Source organism: Flagellimonas sp. S3867, from assembly GCF_014698935.1.
In the GTDB taxonomy this organism is placed as follows: domain Bacteria; phylum Bacteroidota; class Bacteroidia; order Flavobacteriales; family Flavobacteriaceae; genus Flagellimonas.
Genome location: NZ_JACVMN010000004.1, coordinates 69,043 through 87,986 on the forward strand (window position 1 = coordinate 69,043; position 18,944 = coordinate 87,986).

At 39.9% G+C, this 18,944-nt stretch carries 20 protein-coding genes; 3 read left to right on the forward strand and 17 right to left on the reverse strand.

Annotated features, from left to right (window positions below; translation table 11 throughout):
- Positions 1–3: 3 nt before the first annotated feature.
- Both IAG46_RS16425 and IAG46_RS16430 read right to left on the reverse strand, forming a co-directional pair.
- Positions 4–1,410 (reverse strand): peptidylprolyl isomerase, encoded by a 1,407-nt coding sequence (locus IAG46_RS16425; RefSeq protein ID WP_190811487.1) that lies wholly within the window; start codon positions 1,408–1,410, stop codon positions 4–6.
- Positions 1,394–2,275: a peptidyl-prolyl cis-trans isomerase gene (locus IAG46_RS16430; RefSeq protein WP_190811488.1), complete on the reverse strand. Its 882-nt coding sequence runs from the start codon at positions 2,273–2,275 to the stop codon at positions 1,394–1,396. The genes IAG46_RS16425 and IAG46_RS16430 overlap by 17 nt, the downstream gene beginning before the upstream one ends.
- A 121-nt stretch (positions 2,276–2,396) precedes the next feature.
- Here IAG46_RS16430 and IAG46_RS16435 point away from each other — a divergent pair, with 121 nt between their 5' ends.
- Genes IAG46_RS16435 through IAG46_RS16445 form a run of 3 tightly spaced genes read left to right on the forward strand, consistent with a single transcriptional unit; the run spans position 2,397 to position 4,319 of the window.
- Positions 2,397–2,678, forward strand: a complete 282-nt coding sequence (locus IAG46_RS16435) for a hypothetical protein (RefSeq protein ID WP_190811489.1) — start codon at positions 2,397–2,399, stop codon at positions 2,676–2,678.
- Complete coding sequence (locus tag IAG46_RS16440) at positions 2,671–3,810, forward strand: serine hydrolase (protein WP_190811490.1); 1,140 nt, start codon at positions 2,671–2,673, stop codon at positions 3,808–3,810. Before IAG46_RS16435 ends, IAG46_RS16440 begins: the two co-directional genes overlap by 8 nt.
- Positions 3,807–4,319, forward strand: coding sequence for an SRPBCC domain-containing protein (locus tag IAG46_RS16445; protein ID WP_190811491.1), 513 nt, complete (start codon positions 3,807–3,809; stop codon positions 4,317–4,319). The genes IAG46_RS16440 and IAG46_RS16445 overlap by 4 nt, the downstream gene beginning before the upstream one ends.
- Positions 4,320–4,326: 7 nt before the next feature.
- On the opposite strand, the gene IAG46_RS16450 is transcribed toward IAG46_RS16445, so the two are convergent.
- From IAG46_RS16450 to IAG46_RS16520, 15 genes are all read right to left on the reverse strand, one after another.
- Positions 4,327–5,946, reverse strand: coding sequence for a Gfo/Idh/MocA family protein (locus IAG46_RS16450; protein WP_190811492.1), 1,620 nt, complete (start codon positions 5,944–5,946; stop codon positions 4,327–4,329).
- A gap of 2 nt (positions 5,947–5,948) precedes the next feature.
- The gene (locus tag IAG46_RS16455; RefSeq protein WP_190811493.1) at positions 5,949–6,431 is read right to left on the reverse strand and encodes a DoxX family membrane protein; all 483 of its coding nucleotides are present in this window, start codon (positions 6,429–6,431) and stop codon (positions 5,949–5,951) included.
- A gap of 86 nt (positions 6,432–6,517) precedes the next feature.
- The gene (rimO, locus tag IAG46_RS16460) at positions 6,518–7,831 is read right to left on the reverse strand and encodes a 30S ribosomal protein S12 methylthiotransferase RimO (protein WP_190811494.1); all 1,314 of its coding nucleotides are present in this window, start codon (positions 7,829–7,831) and stop codon (positions 6,518–6,520) included.
- Positions 7,832–7,887: 56 nt separating this feature from the next.
- A complete protein-coding gene (locus tag IAG46_RS16465; protein ID WP_223826741.1) occupies positions 7,888–9,621 on the reverse strand; it encodes an amidase family protein in 1,734 nt (577 codons plus the stop codon).
- Positions 9,622–9,628: 7 nt separating this feature from the next.
- Positions 9,629–10,504 (reverse strand): DUF2911 domain-containing protein, encoded by an 876-nt coding sequence (locus IAG46_RS16470; protein WP_190811495.1) that lies wholly within the window; start codon positions 10,502–10,504, stop codon positions 9,629–9,631.
- 15 nt (positions 10,505–10,519) lie between these two features.
- Positions 10,520–11,920 carry a sialate O-acetylesterase gene (locus IAG46_RS16475; protein ID WP_190811496.1) on the reverse strand — a complete coding sequence of 467 codons (1,401 nt, stop codon included), beginning with the start codon at positions 11,918–11,920 and terminating at the stop codon, positions 10,520–10,522.
- Between the two features lie 12 nt (positions 11,921–11,932).
- On the reverse strand, positions 11,933–14,074 hold the full coding sequence (locus IAG46_RS16480; protein ID WP_190811497.1) for a GDSL-type esterase/lipase family protein: 2,142 nt from the start codon (positions 14,072–14,074) through the stop codon (positions 11,933–11,935).
- 10 nt (positions 14,075–14,084) lie between these two features.
- Complete coding sequence (locus tag IAG46_RS16485; protein WP_190811498.1) at positions 14,085–14,855, reverse strand: hypothetical protein; 771 nt, start codon at positions 14,853–14,855, stop codon at positions 14,085–14,087.
- Positions 14,856–14,920: 65 nt separating this feature from the next.
- Entirely contained in the window at positions 14,921–15,877 is a 957-nt protein-coding gene (gene ftsY, locus IAG46_RS16490) for a signal recognition particle-docking protein FtsY (protein ID WP_190811499.1), read from the reverse strand.
- Between the two features lie 139 nt (positions 15,878–16,016).
- Complete coding sequence (locus IAG46_RS16495; protein ID WP_190811500.1) at positions 16,017–16,169, reverse strand: DUF4295 domain-containing protein; 153 nt, start codon at positions 16,167–16,169, stop codon at positions 16,017–16,019.
- Positions 16,170–16,220: 51 nt separating this feature from the next.
- The gene (rpmG, locus tag IAG46_RS16500; protein WP_073181589.1) at positions 16,221–16,403 is read right to left on the reverse strand and encodes a 50S ribosomal protein L33; all 183 of its coding nucleotides are present in this window, start codon (positions 16,401–16,403) and stop codon (positions 16,221–16,223) included.
- 26 nt (positions 16,404–16,429) lie between these two features.
- Complete coding sequence (rpmB, locus tag IAG46_RS16505) at positions 16,430–16,657, reverse strand: 50S ribosomal protein L28 (RefSeq protein ID WP_097047503.1); 228 nt, start codon at positions 16,655–16,657, stop codon at positions 16,430–16,432.
- 73 nt (positions 16,658–16,730) lie between these two features.
- Complete coding sequence (locus tag IAG46_RS16510; protein WP_190811501.1) at positions 16,731–17,978, reverse strand: competence/damage-inducible protein A; 1,248 nt, start codon at positions 17,976–17,978, stop codon at positions 16,731–16,733.
- Positions 17,979–18,317, reverse strand: a complete 339-nt coding sequence (locus IAG46_RS16515) for an Hpt domain-containing protein (RefSeq protein WP_190811502.1) — start codon at positions 18,315–18,317, stop codon at positions 17,979–17,981.
- Positions 18,317–18,928 (reverse strand): fumarylacetoacetate hydrolase family protein, encoded by a 612-nt coding sequence (locus tag IAG46_RS16520; protein ID WP_190811637.1) that lies wholly within the window; start codon positions 18,926–18,928, stop codon positions 18,317–18,319. Before IAG46_RS16520 ends, IAG46_RS16515 begins: the two co-directional genes overlap by 1 nt.
- Positions 18,929–18,944: the final 16 nt, after the last annotated feature.

An 18,944-nucleotide genomic window follows, 5' to 3' on the forward strand; every position in this document is an offset into this window, starting at 1 on the left:
CATTTAGTCCTTTACCCATTTATTTGCAAAATTGCAGCCCCTGTTTTCAGTATTAACGTGGATATATGTGTCTTCTATATGATCGTTCATCCACTCTTTAATGGCATTAAATTGCTTTTCTCTCAAGGCCAATTCTTGAATTTTGATATAGTCTTTTGCAAAATCTGCTTTATGCTCATCATAACGGTTGGAGATCTTCATGATCTTGAACTTGGGTGCCCCTCCTCTTTGATCATCCTCACGGATAGGTTTTGAAATCTCCTCATCTTTTAGGTTTCTAACCTGATTGTATAGACTTGGGTCCATTTTTGTCAACTCAAATCGTGAATCAAAGTTGATTGGATTACGAAGCAATCCTCCATCAAATTTGGTTTCTTTTTCTTCGGAAAAGTTCAACGCCGCATCCGCAAACGTGTACTTGCCATCTAAAATATGTTGACGAATACTATCAAGTTCTTTAACAGCATTTTCCATAGCAATTTGTGGTATTTCAGGGATTAAGAGGATATGTCTTAAATCTAACTCTTGTCCTCTAATCTTTTCCACATAAATGATATGGTATCCAAAATCGGTTTCAAAAGGATCAGAAATTTCTCCTTCTTGTAAACTAAAGGCCACATCTTTAAACTCTTTTACAAAGGGAGTTTCCCTGGTCATGCTATAAAATCCGCCCTTAGATTTAGAACCTGGGTCCTGAGAGTAGAGAATAGCCTTTACATTAAAACTGGCATCGTTATCTTCAACGTCCTGTTTAATTTGATTTAACCTATCAATTACTTTTCGCTTTTCTTCTTCAGGAGCTGTTGGTTGTTTCACAATTTGTGCAATTTCAAGTTCTGCACCGAATACCGGTCTTTCATTTTCCGGAATCTTATTGAAAAATTGACGTACTTCCTCAGGTGTCACTTCAATTTCCTCAACAATTTTGCCCTGCATTTTCTCGGAGAGCATACGGAGCTTATTGATTTCAAAAAGTTCGGTCCTAAAACTTTCAATATCCTGTTTTTTGTAAAACTTCAGCACCTTTTCAATAGATCCGACTTGAGCCGTAAGTTGCTGAATTTGTCTGTCACTTTGTGCATTTACCTGATCATCGGAAACCAAAAGACTGTCCTGCACTGCTTGATGGGCATACAAACGGTCTTCCATCAACTTTCCTAGAACACCACATCGGGTAAAATCTGCCGTGGAAGCTCCCTGACTTTTTAAATCAATGAATGTTTTTTCGATATCGGATTCGAGAATTACATAATCCCCTATTACTGCCGCAATACCATCCAACTTCACCTTTTTGGTAACTTTGGTGGTATCCTTTTTTTCCAACGCCACCTGATCGCTTTCTTGGGCGCTAACCACCCCAACTGTGGCAATCAATGCCATCGCAAACAGTTTCTTACTCATTTTTTTCATATACCTCAAATTCGTTCTTCTTTGTTGCTTCGTCAATAATTTCGGTTTCCAACTTTCTCACATAATCCAACCTTCGTCGATTTAAGATAAGTTGTTTGATGTCTGGTGAAATATATTCAAAAGGTGCTGTGTCATTGATTTCCAATACCTCTCTCACCCTACCCAAATATACCCCTAAGGAGTCTTCCAATTCAAAAAATTGTGATTTTTTTAAGTAGTTGGCCTCGTTCAAAGACGTTAGGGCCGATATTTCTTCCATGACCCTGGATGCACTTACCCAGATAGAGTCGTTGAAATGTATTTTATTAAACTGCACGGCAATCGAGTCAAGATATTGTTTGTCCTCGTCCTTCCAATCTTTCATTTTTGCGATTACCTGGTCCTTGTCCAAAAATTGCGGAGGTAAGGCCACAAACCTTAACTGCACCAATTTCTCGTTTAATTTAAAGTTTTCCTTCTCCTGCTCGTAATAAGACCTAAGTTGTGAAGTGGTCACCGCTGTATCTCGTGCCTGAAGTACCAAGGCCTCAACATAGGCACGGGTGTACAGGTCTGCCCGGTAATCTTCTACCAAACGGTCGAACGCGGTCAATTCTTCCTCTGGAAGGTTTATTTTGGACTTGGACAATAGTAATTGTTTTGATGCCCAATTGTTGATATAGTTATTTACAAACAATGCACTATCCTGTGCCGACATGTCATCTCTTATAAGTGCAGCAACATCATCTTTATAGAGATAAGTATCCCCAACCCTGGCCAAAGGTTCCTTTTCAGCCTTTTCCCGAAAAATGGAACCGCAAGAGCCCAGAAATGCGAGAATAATCAAGCCTAAAATGGGCTTTGTATTTTTTTGTAGCATAAGCATTCCGCAAAAATAACAATTACATCATGCCTCGCAAGTAGGTTGCATTCTCATTAACAGATTTTTAGTATGATTCTTAAATGGTGAAATTTATTACATTAGTGCAACCACAAACCAAACTAACATGGAAAAAATCTTGGACAGAAAAATAAAACTGATTTGGGATTTTCGAGGGCCAGGGGCGCGTAAAACCGCTGAGCACTATAAAAAGCACCTGGAAGAGTTCATAATTATAGAAGAATTGAAATTCGACATTACCGGAGTAAATCACTTCAGCAGTACCCACAGCATCGCTTATATGGTGGTTGCCGAATTTGAAATGGAAGAAGCCAAAGAAATTTTAAAACCGCATAGAGGTGAAGTGTATTTAGATGATCTTTTTAACGACCTGCAGTCAGATGCCTAAGTACCTTTTCATTTTTAGCATAGTTGCCGGATGTGTCTTGCTTGGGTGCCAAAAAGAGGAACATTTAAACCCCTTGGAGAAAGCTCTAGCATCGGAAAGCCCTCTGATTAGGCAGGTCATGGATAGTGTTGACCTATTCGAAGTGCAAATTCGGTATACTCAGATCAACAGAAACAATGATAGTGTTCGTTTCACGGATTTTGATTTTCAGGTTGACAAGGATAACTACTTCTACCCTGCCAGCACCGTAAAATTTCCCGCTGTGGTTGCCACCTTGGAAAAACTCAATGAAATTGATTCGCTTTCCATGAACACCCGATTTTATATTGAAGGGGATTCTGTTGAGACTACTTTTGCAAGGGTTATTTCAGAAATATTTGCTGTATCGGATAATGCAGCCAATAATCGTCTGGTGGAGTTTTTAGGTCAAGATGCACTGAATAACAGAATGTTGGATAAAGGAGTGGAACCTATTCGAATAGCACATCGCCTTTCTACACCTGATGCGGACAATGTTACCACAAAACCCTTGATCATTTATTTGAACGATTCAACTACGGCAACCAGCAGTCCAACAATTAACACCTACCCATTTGAACTTGATTTAAAAAGAACTAAAAAAGGGAAAGGGTTTTATGAAGATGAATCAATACAAAATGGGCCATTTGATTTTTCATTAAAAAATTATTACCCGGTCCAAGCACAACACGCCTTGTTAAAGCGTATTATTTTTCCTGAAGCGTTTCCTCCAAGCCAACAATTTAATTTGAGTATCGCTCAGCGTAAATTCCTTCTTGATGCCATGTATACGCTACCCAAAGATTCGGGGTATGCTAGAGAGGTGTATTATGATAGCTATGTAAAATTTTTAATGTTCGGCGATTCATCGGAGCCCATGCCGGAGCATATAAAAATTTACAACAAAGTGGGTTATGCCTATGGCACCTTAACAGATTGCGCCTACGTTCAAGATGAAAAGAACGATGTGGATTTTTTGGTCACAGCGACTCTTCTGGTCAATAAAGATGGTATCTTTAATGATAATGTGTATGAGTATGATGAAGTTGGAATACCCTTTTTAGCGGAATTGGGGAGGCAATTGTATAATCACGAATTAAATCGAAAGCGATGAGCAAACTAACTTTTGATTGTTTTACGAAGAAAATCTACATAAAAGCCACAAGAGAAAAATTGTATTGGTGTTGGGGTACCTCAGCAGGAATAACCTCTTGGTTTTTAAGTGAAGCTGATTACGTATCAACCACCGGAGAAAAAAGAGCCGTAGATGAAAACATTCAATCCGGTGACAACTATACTTGGAAGTGGCACAATTGGGATGGAATGGAGGCCGGAAAAGTCCTAAAAGCCAATGGCAAGGATTTTTTAGAGATTTCGTTCGCCGACAGCAAGGTTTCCGTTTCAATTGAAGAACACGATAATGCTGTATTGCTGATTTTAAAACAATACGAAATCGCCACAGATGAAGAAAGTAAGCTTAATATTCATCATGGTTGCAGCAACGGTTGGACATTTTGGTTGACCAACCTTAAAGCGTATTTGGAACATGGTATATTACTCAACGAAATGGACTTCGACTTACGGAATATACCACTTTCGGGCTACGAGTTCGTAAATATGTAAGGGAACGTTATCCTTCCAAAACTTCTGTAGGCACCTTCCATTTTCCATTAAAAAGCAAAACTTCATCAAAGTTTACGCCCTCAACTGGTTTCAGTACCTGATTTTCAGAATCCCATTCAATTCTTTTACCCAATTTCCATGATAATCCGGCCATATGTGCCGATATAGCTTCTTCAAAACCCTCTTTAATTCCACAGCTCACCTCACCACCATTTTTAATCACACTCAACCATTCTCTCATGTGCAAAAAGGTTGAGTCTACTCGAACCCCATCAATATAAGTCCACATTAGTCCTTTGTCCGCAAAATATTGCGAAGTGGCAGAGGATATGGCATCAGGAACATTCGCTGCCGGGTTGTATTGGTAAATGGGGATATGTGGTCTCATTTTTTCAGTTTCCAACATATCGGCATACCTTGTGGATGCAACATCTGGCCAAATGGTAAGCTTGTTCCCCAATTCCATAGTGGCATCGTGTCCCATTAAAATGGTGGGTCTATTAAACGAATTTCCAAGGGAAGCGCTATAGCAAAAGGTCATTCCCTTTTCTTTTCCCTTAGACTGGCTACTTCCTGTGGAAAATCCAGGAAATTCCATATTTACTTGAAGTACATCAGGAACATTCCTTCCATCGTTATGCGTATAAATACCTCCTGAGGCGGATACGGCATCTGGAATACCCATATTGAGTACGCAATTCAGACGGTCGTAATCGTGGGTCAACAAATCCCCTGAAAGCCCTGAACCATAGGCCCACCATTTACGCCATCTAAAAAAATGGTTTTTGTTGAATGGAACCTTGGGAGCGGACCCCAAAAATTGGTCCCAATCAATGGTTTGGGTATTTGCTTGTTCATGAATGTCATAATTCCAAGCTCCATTGTCATCATTTCTGTTGGTGTTGGTCTGAATCAGGGAAACATGACCTAAAGTCCCTTTTTCAACAATATCCCTTGCCGTTCTAAAACTTAAGGTTTGTCTATGTTGATGTCCAACTTGTAACGTAGCTTTAGAATTTTTGGCGGCCTCTCGTAATAGATAGGTTTCTTCCACTGTATGAGTCATGGGTTTTTCCACATAAACATGCACATTGTTGTTCAATGCCTCGATGGCCATGGGTGCATGCCAGTGGTCTGGAGTTGCAATAACTACAGCATCTATTTCTCCACTCATGATCATATCTTTATAAGTGGAATACCTTTTAATTTTGTTCTCTGGGGTTGAAAATGACTGAAGTGCTTTCTCAGCTCTAACATCGAAAACATCGCAGATTCCCGCCAAATTCACGTTGAGTTTGTCTTGTGCCAAAAAATCTTCCAATGCTTTGTTATTGGGGTCTTCTTCTGCTGCTAATTTCATTTCCTCTTTCCACTCCGATGTGGCAAAGCCCAATGACCTGCAAAGTTGTTCTCCTCTAATCCCAAAACCAATGATTCCAACTTTAACGGGGTCACCACCAATTCCTGGAACCGCATGAGGTAATGATGGACTAATGTTCAATTGGTTTAAAATTTCTGATCTTTTCTTTTTACGGTTGACCACTGAAGCAGCTCCTGCCCACCAAACGGCCCCTAATATGGGAAGCCCTCCTAAACCTTTCAATAAATCTCTTCTAGTCCAGTTCATAACTATTGTTTTTTGGTTAATTGTCCTTTTCTAAAATGACCAAGCCCAAAAAAGCGGGCAGTCGGATAATTGTAAATTACAATACAAGCTACTAGTTCAATCAGGTTTTTATTTACCAACCAGTAATTACCCTCTACGTTAATTTGTTGAATCCCAGGTAAGGAAGGATGGGCCAGATAGTACAGACTTAAAAGACCAATGCCGACCAGGGCTCCTTTTTTCTCAAAGATTCCAAGAATCAAGGTTATACCCACAACCAAGAGTGCCGTTACATTTAAATTATCTACCCAATCTATAAGGGATGGGCTGGTTAATGAGTGAAAAATAGATTTGAACGGCCCTTGGGCGGAGGCTAAATATCCAAATGAAGTCCATTCTGGATTGTACAATTTTACGATGCCCTCGTACAAAAAGTGCCATCCAATTAAAATTCGTAAGAGTGTAATGCTGATTTTGACCCTACGGTCGTGAACTGCAGTGACCATAATTTGGTGTTTTTGATTAGTATTGAACCCACCAAATCTACAACAAACTCAAAAATTCAAATATGACATTTGTCAAATGTATCTACCTACAGGCTAGAACCTGATGGAATACCGTATAAATCAAAATCGGAGGCATCGGTAATTTCAACGGTTGTGAACCCACCAACTTTTACGTAATGTTTGGTTGCATCGATAAGCACCTCATTATCTACATCGGGTGAATCGTATTCTGTTCGTGCCACAAAATGATTGCCTTCCTTGCGATCGACGATACATTTAAAGGTCTTGCCAATTTTTTCTTGATTGAGTTCCCATGAAATTTGGGATTGCAATTCCATAATTTCGTTGGCTCGTTCTTGCTTTATTTCCTCTGGAACATCGTCGGTAAGCGAATAGGCATGGGTATTTTCTTCATGGCTGTAGGTAAAGCATCCCAATCGCTCAAAACGCATTGCTGCAACCCAGTTTTTTAAAGTTTGAAAGTCTTCTTCGGTTTCACCAGGATATCCAACAATCAAAGTGGTGCGTATGGTCATTTCAGGTACTGCAGTTCTGAAATCTTGTAACAACTTGGTTGTTTTTGCTTTAGTGGTCCCTCTTCTCATGCTTTTTAAAATAGGGTCAGCAATATGTTGCAAAGGGATATCGATGTAATTACAAATCTTTGGTTCATTTTTCATCACATCGAGTACATCCATGGGAAAACCCGTCGGGAACGCATAGTGCAATCGAAGCCATTCTATACCTTCAACCTTTACAAGTGCTTGGAGCAATTCGGCAAGGTTTCTTTTTTTATATAAATCTAATCCGTAGTACGTTAAATCTTGCGCAATCAGAATCAATTCCTTTACACCTTTAGCAGCCAGCTTTTCAGATTCTGCCACCAATTCTTCAATAGACTTGCTTTTATGTTTGCCGCGCATTAACGGAATGGCGCAAAATGAACATGGTCTATCACAGCCCTCTGCTATTTTTAAATAGGCATAATTTTTTGGCGTAGTGGTCAAACGTTCACCTATCAATTCATGCTTATAATCCGCACCAAGTGCTTTTAGGAGATTAGGCAGGTCGCTAGTTCCAAAATACGCATCAACATTTGGAATTTCCTTTTCTAAATCTGGTTTGTAGCGCTCACTTAGGCAACCTGTCACAAAAACCTTGTCCACATCCCCAGTTTCCTTTTTCTGAACATACTCCAAAATGGTGTTGACGCTCTCTTCCTTGGCATTGGCAATAAATCCGCAGGTATTGATGACCACTACATTACCCTCTTCTTCGTGGGCCACCTCCTTGTTATTGGCCTTTAATTGACCCATAAGCACCTCCGAATCGTAAACATTTTTGCTACAACCAAGGGTAACCACGTTAATTTTGTTCTTTTTGAGGGATTTAGTCCGCATAATTCCTATAAATGGGGTGTAAAAATACAAAAGTTAATCCCATTGTGACCATAAGGTCAATCCTTATATTCTTTTGGAATTTTACGTGCTTTGGTCAATGTTTCAAATGCCTTGCCCAGCGCATATAATTTTCCTTCTTGGTATTGTTTTGCTATAAAGGTCAGATTCATCGGCTCACCAGAATCCTTATAGCCCAATGGCACCGTTAAAGCAGGGAATTCAGCCACGGCGGCAGCTCCAGCATCATAGTTGTTTATGGATAAAATGGCATCCAATCGATGCTCATTCATAGGAGTATTAAAATAAGTACGGCCGTTGTTCTTCAATCGTTGTTTAATAAGTTTTAGACCATCGGCAGATGTTGTATCTGCCAAAATACCATCAAAACGTGCTTGCCCGTATGGAATTCTAATCAAACTATCCTGCAAATTAAATTCAACTACATCTTGCACATCTTTTATACGAAGAGTGTCCCCATTTCCTATTTGGGTATTGATATAATGGGGCAAATCGTTTTTCATATCAATGTTTAGGATAGAAAGGAAACCATTAAACTCAACTTCGGGCGGTTCAAATTCAATTATTGTTGCTCCCGCTACCTTCAATTTCTCCATAGTTATCCGGTAAATGGAATCGCTTTCCATATAGTTTTTGAAAGCTCCAAACCGTTTTCCTTTCAGGTTTGTCTCCTCTGCATACCAATTTTCTGGCCAGTTAGCCTGAACTGATTTTGCATCATTTTCATCAAAACCGCGCATGGCATCCAACAAAATACCGTTGTCTGTCACATTTTTGGTCATTGGTCCCGGGGTATCCAAAGTGCTTGAAATGGGAACAATTCCTGTACGACTTAAAAGCCCGATGGTAGGTTTCAACCCCACAACCGAATTTTGTCCTGATGGGGACAATATTGAGCCAGATGTTTCTGTTCCCACAGCCGCTACGGCATAATTTGCCGCTACTGAGGTTCCACTACCCGCACTAGAGCCTCCCGTATCAAAAACACGTCGGCCATAAGGGTTCAAGGTTTGTCCGCCAACTGCACTTTGTCCATTAGGACATTCACAAATAAAATTGGCCCATTCACTCAAGTTTACCTTACCCAGAATTAACGCCCCATTTTCTTTTAGCCGTTTTACCACAAAAGCATCGTCGGTTTTATTTTCTTGCAATGCAATGGCTCCCGCAGTGGTATTCATGCCAGCGGCTCCTATATTGTCTTTCAACAATATGGGCATCCCATAAATGGGATGGTGTCCCTTGGAATTCTTGTCAAGGTTTCTTGCTTGCTGCAAAACATCCGGATTCAATGCTATAATAGTGTTAAGTGTGGTTTCATTGGGTAATTCGTAAGTATAAATGCGATGCAGATAAAAAAGGGTCAAATCCAAGTAACTGAATTTTCCTTCGGAAATATGCTTTTGAATGCTTGGAATATTCTGCTCCAAAACCAAAGGTTTCATCATTCTATAGGTTTCATCTGTAAACTTGACAACTTCGGCATGCAGCGGTCTAAAAACCTTATTCTTGTCCAAGACCTTGGATTGAATGAATTTGTAGCGCATCCGTTCCTTTTCGTGGTTAGCATTCTCAGCAATTTCTGCTGAATCATTATAAGAAATCCAAAGCGGTTCTTTCTTTTCAACTTCTTCAACATCCTTCTCTACGGCTGCCACAGATGGGCCTTTCTTTTGTTCAGGTGTACGCTCCTTTTCCAGAAAATGGCAAGATTGTAGGGTAAAAAGTAGTAAGACAGTCCCCCCAACAAATTGATTTATTTCCCTTTTCAAACCATTTCTATTTTAGTTGTTTCTCCCACTTATCAACGTTTTTTTGGTTCATCCGAACAAATTCATCTTTTCCAAGTTCATTGGCTATCTTTAATGATCTTTTGGCGGATGCGATAGCAGCTGTATATTCACCAAGTGCTGCTTCTACCAAGGACTTAACTCTATAAAAGTAATAGGTGTCACCACCCATTTCCAGGGCCTTGTTTAAATAGGTCAGCGCTATTCTATAATCGACTCCCTGTTCTTGTAGATAACGAGCCGCCTCATAATAGGTTTGTGGGGAAGGGTTTTCCGATATCTGTTTGGCTATTTCCATTTTCATGAGGAAATGGGTATCGGTTTCAAATGGGATTGTTACCATAGTGTCAGCCCAAATCAGCCTCATTTCGGCCTTGTTATGGGTGATAGAATCAAAAGTGATTAAAAAATTCTCCTGGTGACATGGTGTTTTTTGGGGTTTGACCGAAATACGAAATAAATCTTCATTCGGATTATAGTTTTTTCTGCCATCCCCCCAATGGGTTGTATTGGTATGAAATGCTATTTCCCACCTGCCAGGTTCCGGAAAGGCATATAACGCATAAGTCCCTTTCGGCAAGGTATTGCCCATAATTTTCATATCGGCATTGACCGTAATTTTTGTGCTCTCATTGGCTCCAACGCGCCAAATGCGACCATAAGGCACCAATCCGGGTTGACCATCGCTTCTATTGCCAAAAATATGTCTATCTCTGACTGCCGGTCGTGAATACTCCGCTGTGATCTTGGAAAGTCCCACTTCTTGTTCCACAACTGAAAAAGGACTTGCCTTGGGATGATTAATCTGAGCATTGCTTTGCACATAGCAGCAAACGAAAGTCAGTACCAAAAACCGTAATACCATAATTATTTTTTAAAGTCAGTCTATATTTATTTCCCAATCATCAGTTCGGAAGGCAGAAGCTGGCAAACCTTCACCGTTAAACAAATTTGGAAGTGCTTTGTCATAAAATGCAAACCTAACCGCCACAGGCTTTTTTACATTGGTTGAAAACACTTGTACCGTGTTACCTTTTATTCTGGCTTTGGCTTCATAAAACTGCTTGTCCGTTCCGGCAATATAGAACTCTTTTAATTCTTTACCCTCCATTTTTAAGCCATCGGCATGATCAAAGGTCAATATGATTTTGTTTTTTTTGATTTCCATGTCCTTATAAACCGGTCCACTATAGGGAATATCTTTTACACCATAGGTTTTAGCCAAGGCCCAAAGGGCCAATCGTTTGCCCACTTCTTGTTTGTTGGTGGGATGAATATTCTTTAAATTTCCAATATCGTTGGTAACGGCCATTCCTGTATTTGGTACGTTCAACATGGTGTACAATTGAGCATCCCGAACCACTGCAGCTTTAATGTCTTTAGTATCCTTTTCGTAATCAAAGGGGGCAATTTGGGCAAAGTAAAATGGAATGTCCTTCTTCCATAGATTTCTCCAAGATTCAATTAATAATGGAAACGATTTGTAATAGGATTTTGAATTTGCGCGATTGGATTCACCTTGATACCAAATAGCACCTGCAATATTGAATTTTAACAATGGATGGATCATGCTATTATATGTCGTTCCAGGTAGATGAGGCCACCATTCGTATTCGGAAATTTGTTTTGCTGCTTCTTTTAATTCGTTATCCTCAGTTATCGCCTCTTCTGGTATCCAAACCTCCACGGGAGTTCCTCCCCAATTGGAACTGATCAAACCAATGGGTACTGAAAGATCTTTATGTAGTTTTCTTCCGAAGAAATAGGCTACAGAACTAAAATTCTGCATGGTTTCTGGCGAACAAGAAAACCATTCTCCAGGTGTGTCATCTTGAGGTGTAAAAGATTTACGCTGCGGCACCTGAAAGAAACGGATATCTGAATAGCTGGCATTTATTATTTCTTCCTGTGCATTATCCAATCCCATATTTGGTGTCCATTGCATATTGGATTGACCGGATGCGATCCATACCTCACCTATCATGACATTGGAAAAGGTGATTTCTTCATGTCCTTTTATGGTCAGTGTATATGGGCCACCTGCCACCGGAGTCGGTAAATATGCAGACCAAACTCCTTGATGGGCCATGGCCGTAACTTCAATATTGTTCCAAGATCCAATAATTGTAATGGTCTCGCTAGTAGCAGTGGTCCAACCCCAAATCATAGCTTCAGATTGTTGTTGCAATACCATATTATCCGAAAGGATTGTAGGTGTCCATATTTTGGCAAAACTGGTATTGGCCAGTACGAAGAAAATTAAAAAGAATAGTTTTTTCATGACTTCAGGTTTTTACGGTTTGGTGATTTTTTCAAATTGTTCTCTAATATATTTTGCCCATGTTTCATATCCCATAGGTTGAAGATGGATTCCATCTCTACTGAGTTCGTCTTTTTTAAGGATTCCATCTTCGTTGCTAAAATTTTGTTCCAAATTGTGATATTGAGTATTCTTGGAATAGTCAAATGTTGCTAGTATTTTGTGTATTTCTCTGTATTTCTTTCTTCTGTCCGATGTTGGATCCAAACCTGTTGGAAGGGGGCCAAAGAAAAGTATGGTTGATCTTGGAAATTTTTTCTCCGCTATACTCAATGTTTTTTTTAGTCCTGCAACAATCTCATCAACTGAGTTATCTGTAAAATTATTTACTCCTATGGCCAAACTGACCACTTTTGGATTACAGAATTCATATTTACCTTGTTCCAACCGCCAAGCGATATGCTGTGTGCGATCTCCCGAAATTCCGGCTCCAATCCATTTTAGGCCTTTAAAATATACTTCGGTTGCTGGCTGCCCAGGTTTATGGGTAACCCAGTTTCGAGGACCACCCCAACCTTGGGTAATGGAGTTGCCAATCAACAACAAATCTATATTATCGGTAGCTTGGCACAACGAATCAATTTGTTTGGCCTGTGACCACCAGCCCTTACCTTCCGCCCATCCCGCAGCGGAACGATATTCAGAAGCGGGGGCAGAAATTGCAGCAAAATTAGTTTTATGCCCTGTTGACCGTAAAATGAAATCAACAATTACCTTCGGGTTTTCCAAACTATGCGGATGGTGACCTACTCCTTCTTTATAAATGGTTTTGATATTTCCACCTTGCTCTTTAACCTCCTTTTCAAACATCCGAGTATTTTCAGCAACCGGAACTACCTCATCTGCATCTCCGCAAACATGTAGCAGGGGTATCCCAGATGTTGCAAAAAGTTCAGATTTATGTATCGGCCATCCTTTAAAATCAGCTGGAAGTGTGTCAGAAGTCAGCCCATATTTTATTTTAACCTGTTCCCAATCATTAGGACTTCCCTTGCCTTTGCCAAATCCACCAGGCCAGCTTTGTGCATCCAACACAGGTGCATCGGCATAAATGCATGCTACTTTATCCAAATTTTCCGCAGTCCAATTGTAAACAATCAAACCTCCCCTACTCATTCCTTCGAGGGCTGGCTTGGGGTTTAGGCCTGCTGTTGTCATAAGCTCGTAGCATTTGTTCCAACGATCAACTGCTTCAGAATTGCCGAAGTAGGCTCCAACTTCACAGTACACAACATGATACCCTCTTTCCAATAAGGCAATGTCGGTCTGCGGTTCATGTCCAAAAAAACGCGCCCTCCACACCCAAGGTTTATCTTTCAACGACTTTTTGGGTTGTACAATTTTTAGTTGGAGTCCTTCAATATCAAAATCATATTGGTCAAAGCCATTAAAATTTGATTTTTCGGCATTTTCAATTTGTAGTGCATGAATCAAATCAAAAGAGTAGGCTTCTTGTTTTACCGCTTCATAAGCCCTTTTAGCTATCATTGTAGCTCCTAATGAAGAAGGGTGTATTTTATCAGGCAGCAAATCCGGATTATCAGCAAACAATTGATATAAATCAATAGTTTCCAAATTCAGGTCATAGGCTACCTGTTGGGTCTTGGGAATGATTTCACCCTTGATTATCGAATTCCAAATACTGGTACTATCATTATAGAAAGAGGGGACCGGAAGCATCAGTACAATTCTTGCGTTCGCATTTTTCTCTTTAAACGCGGCGGCTAGTGATCTATAGTCTGATTCAAATTCATCCAAGTGTTCCCGATTCTGTTGTTTGGTATCGTTGGTGCCCAACTTTATCAGAACTACATCCGCATTGTAATCTAATGCTTTTTGATATTCTTCGGTTTCCCAATAGGGAAAATCTCCTTTTTTGAGCAGGGTTCGACCGCTGACCCCAAAATTCTTCACCTCATACGCATCATCTAACATGTTTTGAAGTTGCCTTGGATAGGCATTGTTCTCCCGGTCTGCCATCCCAGCACCATAAGTAATACTGTTACCTACACAGGCTATCTTTACAATCTCCTTTTCAAGGACTTGGCTTTTTTTATCCCCTTTGCAACCAAAAATGGTCATTGCAAGGATAAAAAGGATGGTAAATCTTCTCATTGTTGCCTGTTTATTTTGGAGTTCCCAAAAGGTATAACACCACACCAGGACCAGATTTCACCCTTTCAATTTCCCAATTATAAGTGTCTTTGTTTTCCAGTTTGTTCACCAATGCATTCATTTCTGTTACAGAGTAGGTGCGCAAGGATGAAACCACACCATCCCAAAGTACAAATAGTGGGACAATGGGAATCAAATATGTAAAAATCAACCTTCCAATTTTAAAAGGTTTTATGAAAGGAGTGGTAAATACAACAGAAATGGGCGAAAAAAGCATTGCCAAAATACTGAGTACACTTCGCTCCTGGGCTTCAAAAATGCCTATAGCGCTTTTGGCATCGACCGCATTTTGCAATATCTGCCGGGCATCCTTGGGTTTAAAATGATGTAAGGATAAGAATTGGGTACGAAAGCCTTTAAGGCTTTCCGGTACTTTCCTTGCATCAATGGATGTTGCTATAAATTCAAAATTATCTGCCTGTTTCTGAGTATATACAAAAGCTTTTAGGTTAGGATAATAATCGGTCAGCACAATTTTTAAATCGGGATTGGTCTTTCTCAGTTCGGAGTTCAACCAAAGTAATCCTCCACCCCCACCTGAACCCAAATCCACAATCTGATTTGTTCCACTTTTTTTCAGACCCTTAGCGATTATGGGGACAACGGGTTTGTAGAGTTTGGTTTTGTTGGATAAAAATTGAAGGAAATCTGTACCATAGTCCCGTAGAAATCCAGGAAACCATTTTTGGTCCTCAAATTCGAACAGATGTAGTCTTCCCATGGTGTAGTGCTAGGCCGACTAAATTTAGGGAATATTTGGCTAATAGGGACAGGGTGACCCTGATGTTAAATCTTGAAGAACGAATCGACAAATTCATATTTATTGAAGACCTGAAGATCTTCAATCCCTTCACCTACCCCTATATATTTGACCGGTATTTGAAATTGGTCTGAAATACCTATGACCACTCCACCTTTTGCTGTACCGTCCAATTTGGTGACGGCCAAACTGGTTACTTCGGTGGCCTTGGTAAATTGTTTGGCCTGTTCAAAGGCGTTTTGGCCGGTAGAACCATCCAAAACCAACAAAACATCGTGCGGGGCATCGGGAATCACCTTTTGCATTACACGTTTTACCTTGGTAAGCTCGTTCATCAGGTTCACTTTGTTGTGCAATCTGCCTGCGGTATCAATCAAAACAACATCGGCATTGTCTGCCACCGCCGAATTTAATGTGTCGAAAGCCACAGAAGCCGGGTCGCTTCCCATTTTTTGCTTCACAATAGGAATATCTACCCTTTCGGCCCATACTTGCAACTGATCTATAGCGGCTGCCCTAAAGGTATCACCAGCTCCCAAAACAACTTTTAAACCTTGGTTTTTAAATTGATGGGCCAGTTTACCAATGGTGGTGGTTTTGCCCACTCCATTGACACCGACTACCATTATCACATAAGGTTTTTTATCGGATGGAATAGTAAAATCTGAATCTTCACCTACATGGGTCTCGGAAAGTAATCCTGCGATTTCCTCGCGTAGAATTGTATTGAGTTCTTCGGTGCCAAGGTATTTATCTTTGGAAACACGTTCTTCAATACGCTCAATGATTTTTAGCGTCGTATCCACGCCAACATCAGAGGTTACCAAAACTTCTTCCAAATTATCCAAAACTTCATCATCTACTTTGGATTTTCCGGCGACAGCCTTGCTTAGCTTACCAAAAAAGCTGCTTTTTGATTTTTCGAGACCTTTATCCAAGGTCTCTTTCTTGTCTGAAGAAAATATTTTTTTAAAAAGGCTCATATGCATTCGTCATCAATCGCCAAAGATAGAAAAGTAAGGGGAGTTATGTTAAACCCAGTTTAAGTTTGTTCGTATTAAGATAGGTGGTAAAACAAAAAAGCCGCTATAAAAGCGGCTTCTAATTTTGTGTAAGAAAATCTTATTTCTTGTTCAACCAGTCATTTACCCTTTCAGGGGCCATAACGGATTCTACAAATGTATAAGCTCCAGTTTTGGGAGATTTTACCATTTTGATGGCCTTGGTCAATCTTTTTGATGATGACTGAAGTGTTGCTACTGTTTTCTTTGCCATGGCTTACTATTTTGAATATTTGACATTTTCACTCAATGTGAAAATCTCTAATTACTTAATTTCTTTATGAATGGTCATACGCTTAAGGATAGGATTGAATTTTTTGATTTCCATTCTATCTGGCGTGTTCTTTTTGTTCTTAGTTGTGATGTACCTTGAAGTACCGGGCATGCCAGAGTCTTTGTGCTCTGTGCACTCTAAAATAACCTGAATTCTATTTCCTTTCTTTGCCATTGTATCGTACTTAAAATCTTATCTAACTATTTTTTGGAATTGATTTCCTTTAAAACAGCAGAGATTCCTTTTTTGTTGATGATCTTTAAACCTCTTGATGAAACGTTAAGGGTAACCCAACGGTCTTCCTCCGGAATGTAAAATCTCTTTTTGGAAATATTTACATCGAATCTTCTTTTGGTTTTATTGATAGAGAAGGAAACATTGTTTCCAAACATCACTTTTTTACCTGTTACTTCACAAATCTTAGACATCTCCCTAACTTTTGAGTGATTTTATTGAGGCTGCAAATTTATGGCAATTTAATTGGATGCACAAAATTCTTTTTTAGAAATTTAAAATTTCTTTAGCCAATAGTTCAAACGCTTTGTTTACAGACTTTTGAACAATACGTTCTCGTTGATTTCCCATAGTAAATTGCTGCGCAAAAGTATGTTCGGGTGAGCTAATGGCGATAAAGACTGTTCCTACCTCTGCATCCGAATCTCCTTTTGTGGGCCCTGCATTGCCCGTTGTGGCTATTGAAAAATCTGCTTTAAGGATTTTACGTGCGTTTTCTGCCATAGAAATGGCCACTTCCTCACTGACCACTGAATGCTTATCAATTACTTCTTTTGGAACATTCAAAAGATGTATTTTGGCTTCGGTCGCATAGCTGACCACACTTCCCTTGAAATAAGCAGAGGCTCCAGGAATAGATGCAATGCGTTGCGCTATTTTACCCCCCGTAAAACTTTCGGCCGTTCCCAGGGTCATTCCTTTCTTGGTCAATAGTTTCCCAATCTGGCCTTCAATGGAATCTTCCTCATCTTCACCATAAATGATATCTCCAATCAATGGGTACAACTTTTTTACTTCAGCATTAACGGCTTGGGTTAAAACCTCCATATCGTTCCCTTTTGCGGTCAAACGAAGTCGTACCCGACCCAAATTTGGTAAATAGGCCAATCGTACAAAATCGGGCAGTTTATCTTCCCACGTTTCAATTTTTTCTGCAATTGCACTCTCACCGAGTCCGTGGGTAAGTATTGTTTTATGCAGAATATGGGGACGTTCATATTCTGTAACAATTTTCGGAATCACCTGATCGCGAATCAAATATTTCATCTCCAATGGAACTCCGGGCAAGGAAACATAGACCGTATTCCCATTTTTAATCCATAGGCCTGGCGCCGTTCCATAGGAATTTTGTAAAACCGTTGCCTTTGAGGGTACTAATGCCTGCTTTCGGTTTAAATCTGAAATTGGGGTCGAAATATACTTTTTGAACAATTCCTCTATATGCCCAAGTACATTATTGTCCATGACCAATTCATCTTGAAAAAACTCACATAGGGAATGTTTGGTCACGTCGTCCTTGGTAGGGCCCAATCCCCCAGTGATAATAACAAGTGGTGACCGTGCACCGGAAATGGTCATTGCTTCCAAAATATGTTCACGTGTATCTTGTACCGACGTAATTTGATACACCGAAACTCCTATCTTGTTCAGTTCCTTGGAAATGAATGCAGAATTGGAATCCACTATCTGACCAATGAGAATCTCATCCCCAATGGTTATGATCTCGGCCTGCATTTACAGATTAAAGTCGTTTTTTAACTCGGACACCACTTGAAGCACATCTTTTTTGAGTAAAGGAAATTTTTTCTCAATTTCATCGATGCTAGTAGTTTTTTTTCCAAGGGTCTCAATTTCGAGTGCAGTGGCCCTTGTTTGTTCCATACCCAATAAATCCACATTGGGCTTTATCTTATGGGCTAGCTTGTAAACATTTTCATAGTCCCTAGCTTCAATCGCTTTTTCCAAGCTTTCCAAATCCGTTGGGACTTCTTCTAAAAATACCGAAACTACAGAGGTTATAAAGTCCTGGTCACCTTCTGCCATTTCATTTACTTTGTCGAGGTTGTAAATCATTATCTCACAGTAATTTCAAACATATTCTCTCCTTCCAGTGTACCTGAAAGGTAATCATTTGGTCTAACTTTACCAACCCCGGCAGGTGTACCTGTGAACAAAATATCGCCCTTTTTGAGCATAAAATAGGTAGATACATAGGCAATAAGCTCGTCTATCTTCCACAACATCAAGGAGGTATTGCCGTTTTGTACATTTTCCCCATTTTTTAACAAGGAAAATCCCAGTTTGTCTATATTTTCGTACTTATTTTTTTGCAACCACCTACCCACCACGGCCGAGCCGTCAAATCCTTTGGCTTTTTCCCATGGCAAACCTTTGGCTTTTAATTGGGCCTGAACATCTCTTGCCGTGAAATCTATTCCAAGTCCAATTTCGTCATAATAGGTATGGGCGAATTGCTTTGCAATATGTTTTCCAACTTTTTTGATTTTCACCAAGACCTCTACTTCATAATGTATGTCATTCGAAAACTCTGGAATGTAAAAATCCTGCTCTTTAGGTAAGATGGCAGAGTCTGGTTTTATAAAAACCACCGGCTCATCGGGTCGTTCATTTTCCAATTCTTCAATATGGGCAGCATAGTTTCTACCGATACATATCAGCTTCATCATCAATTATTTTAAT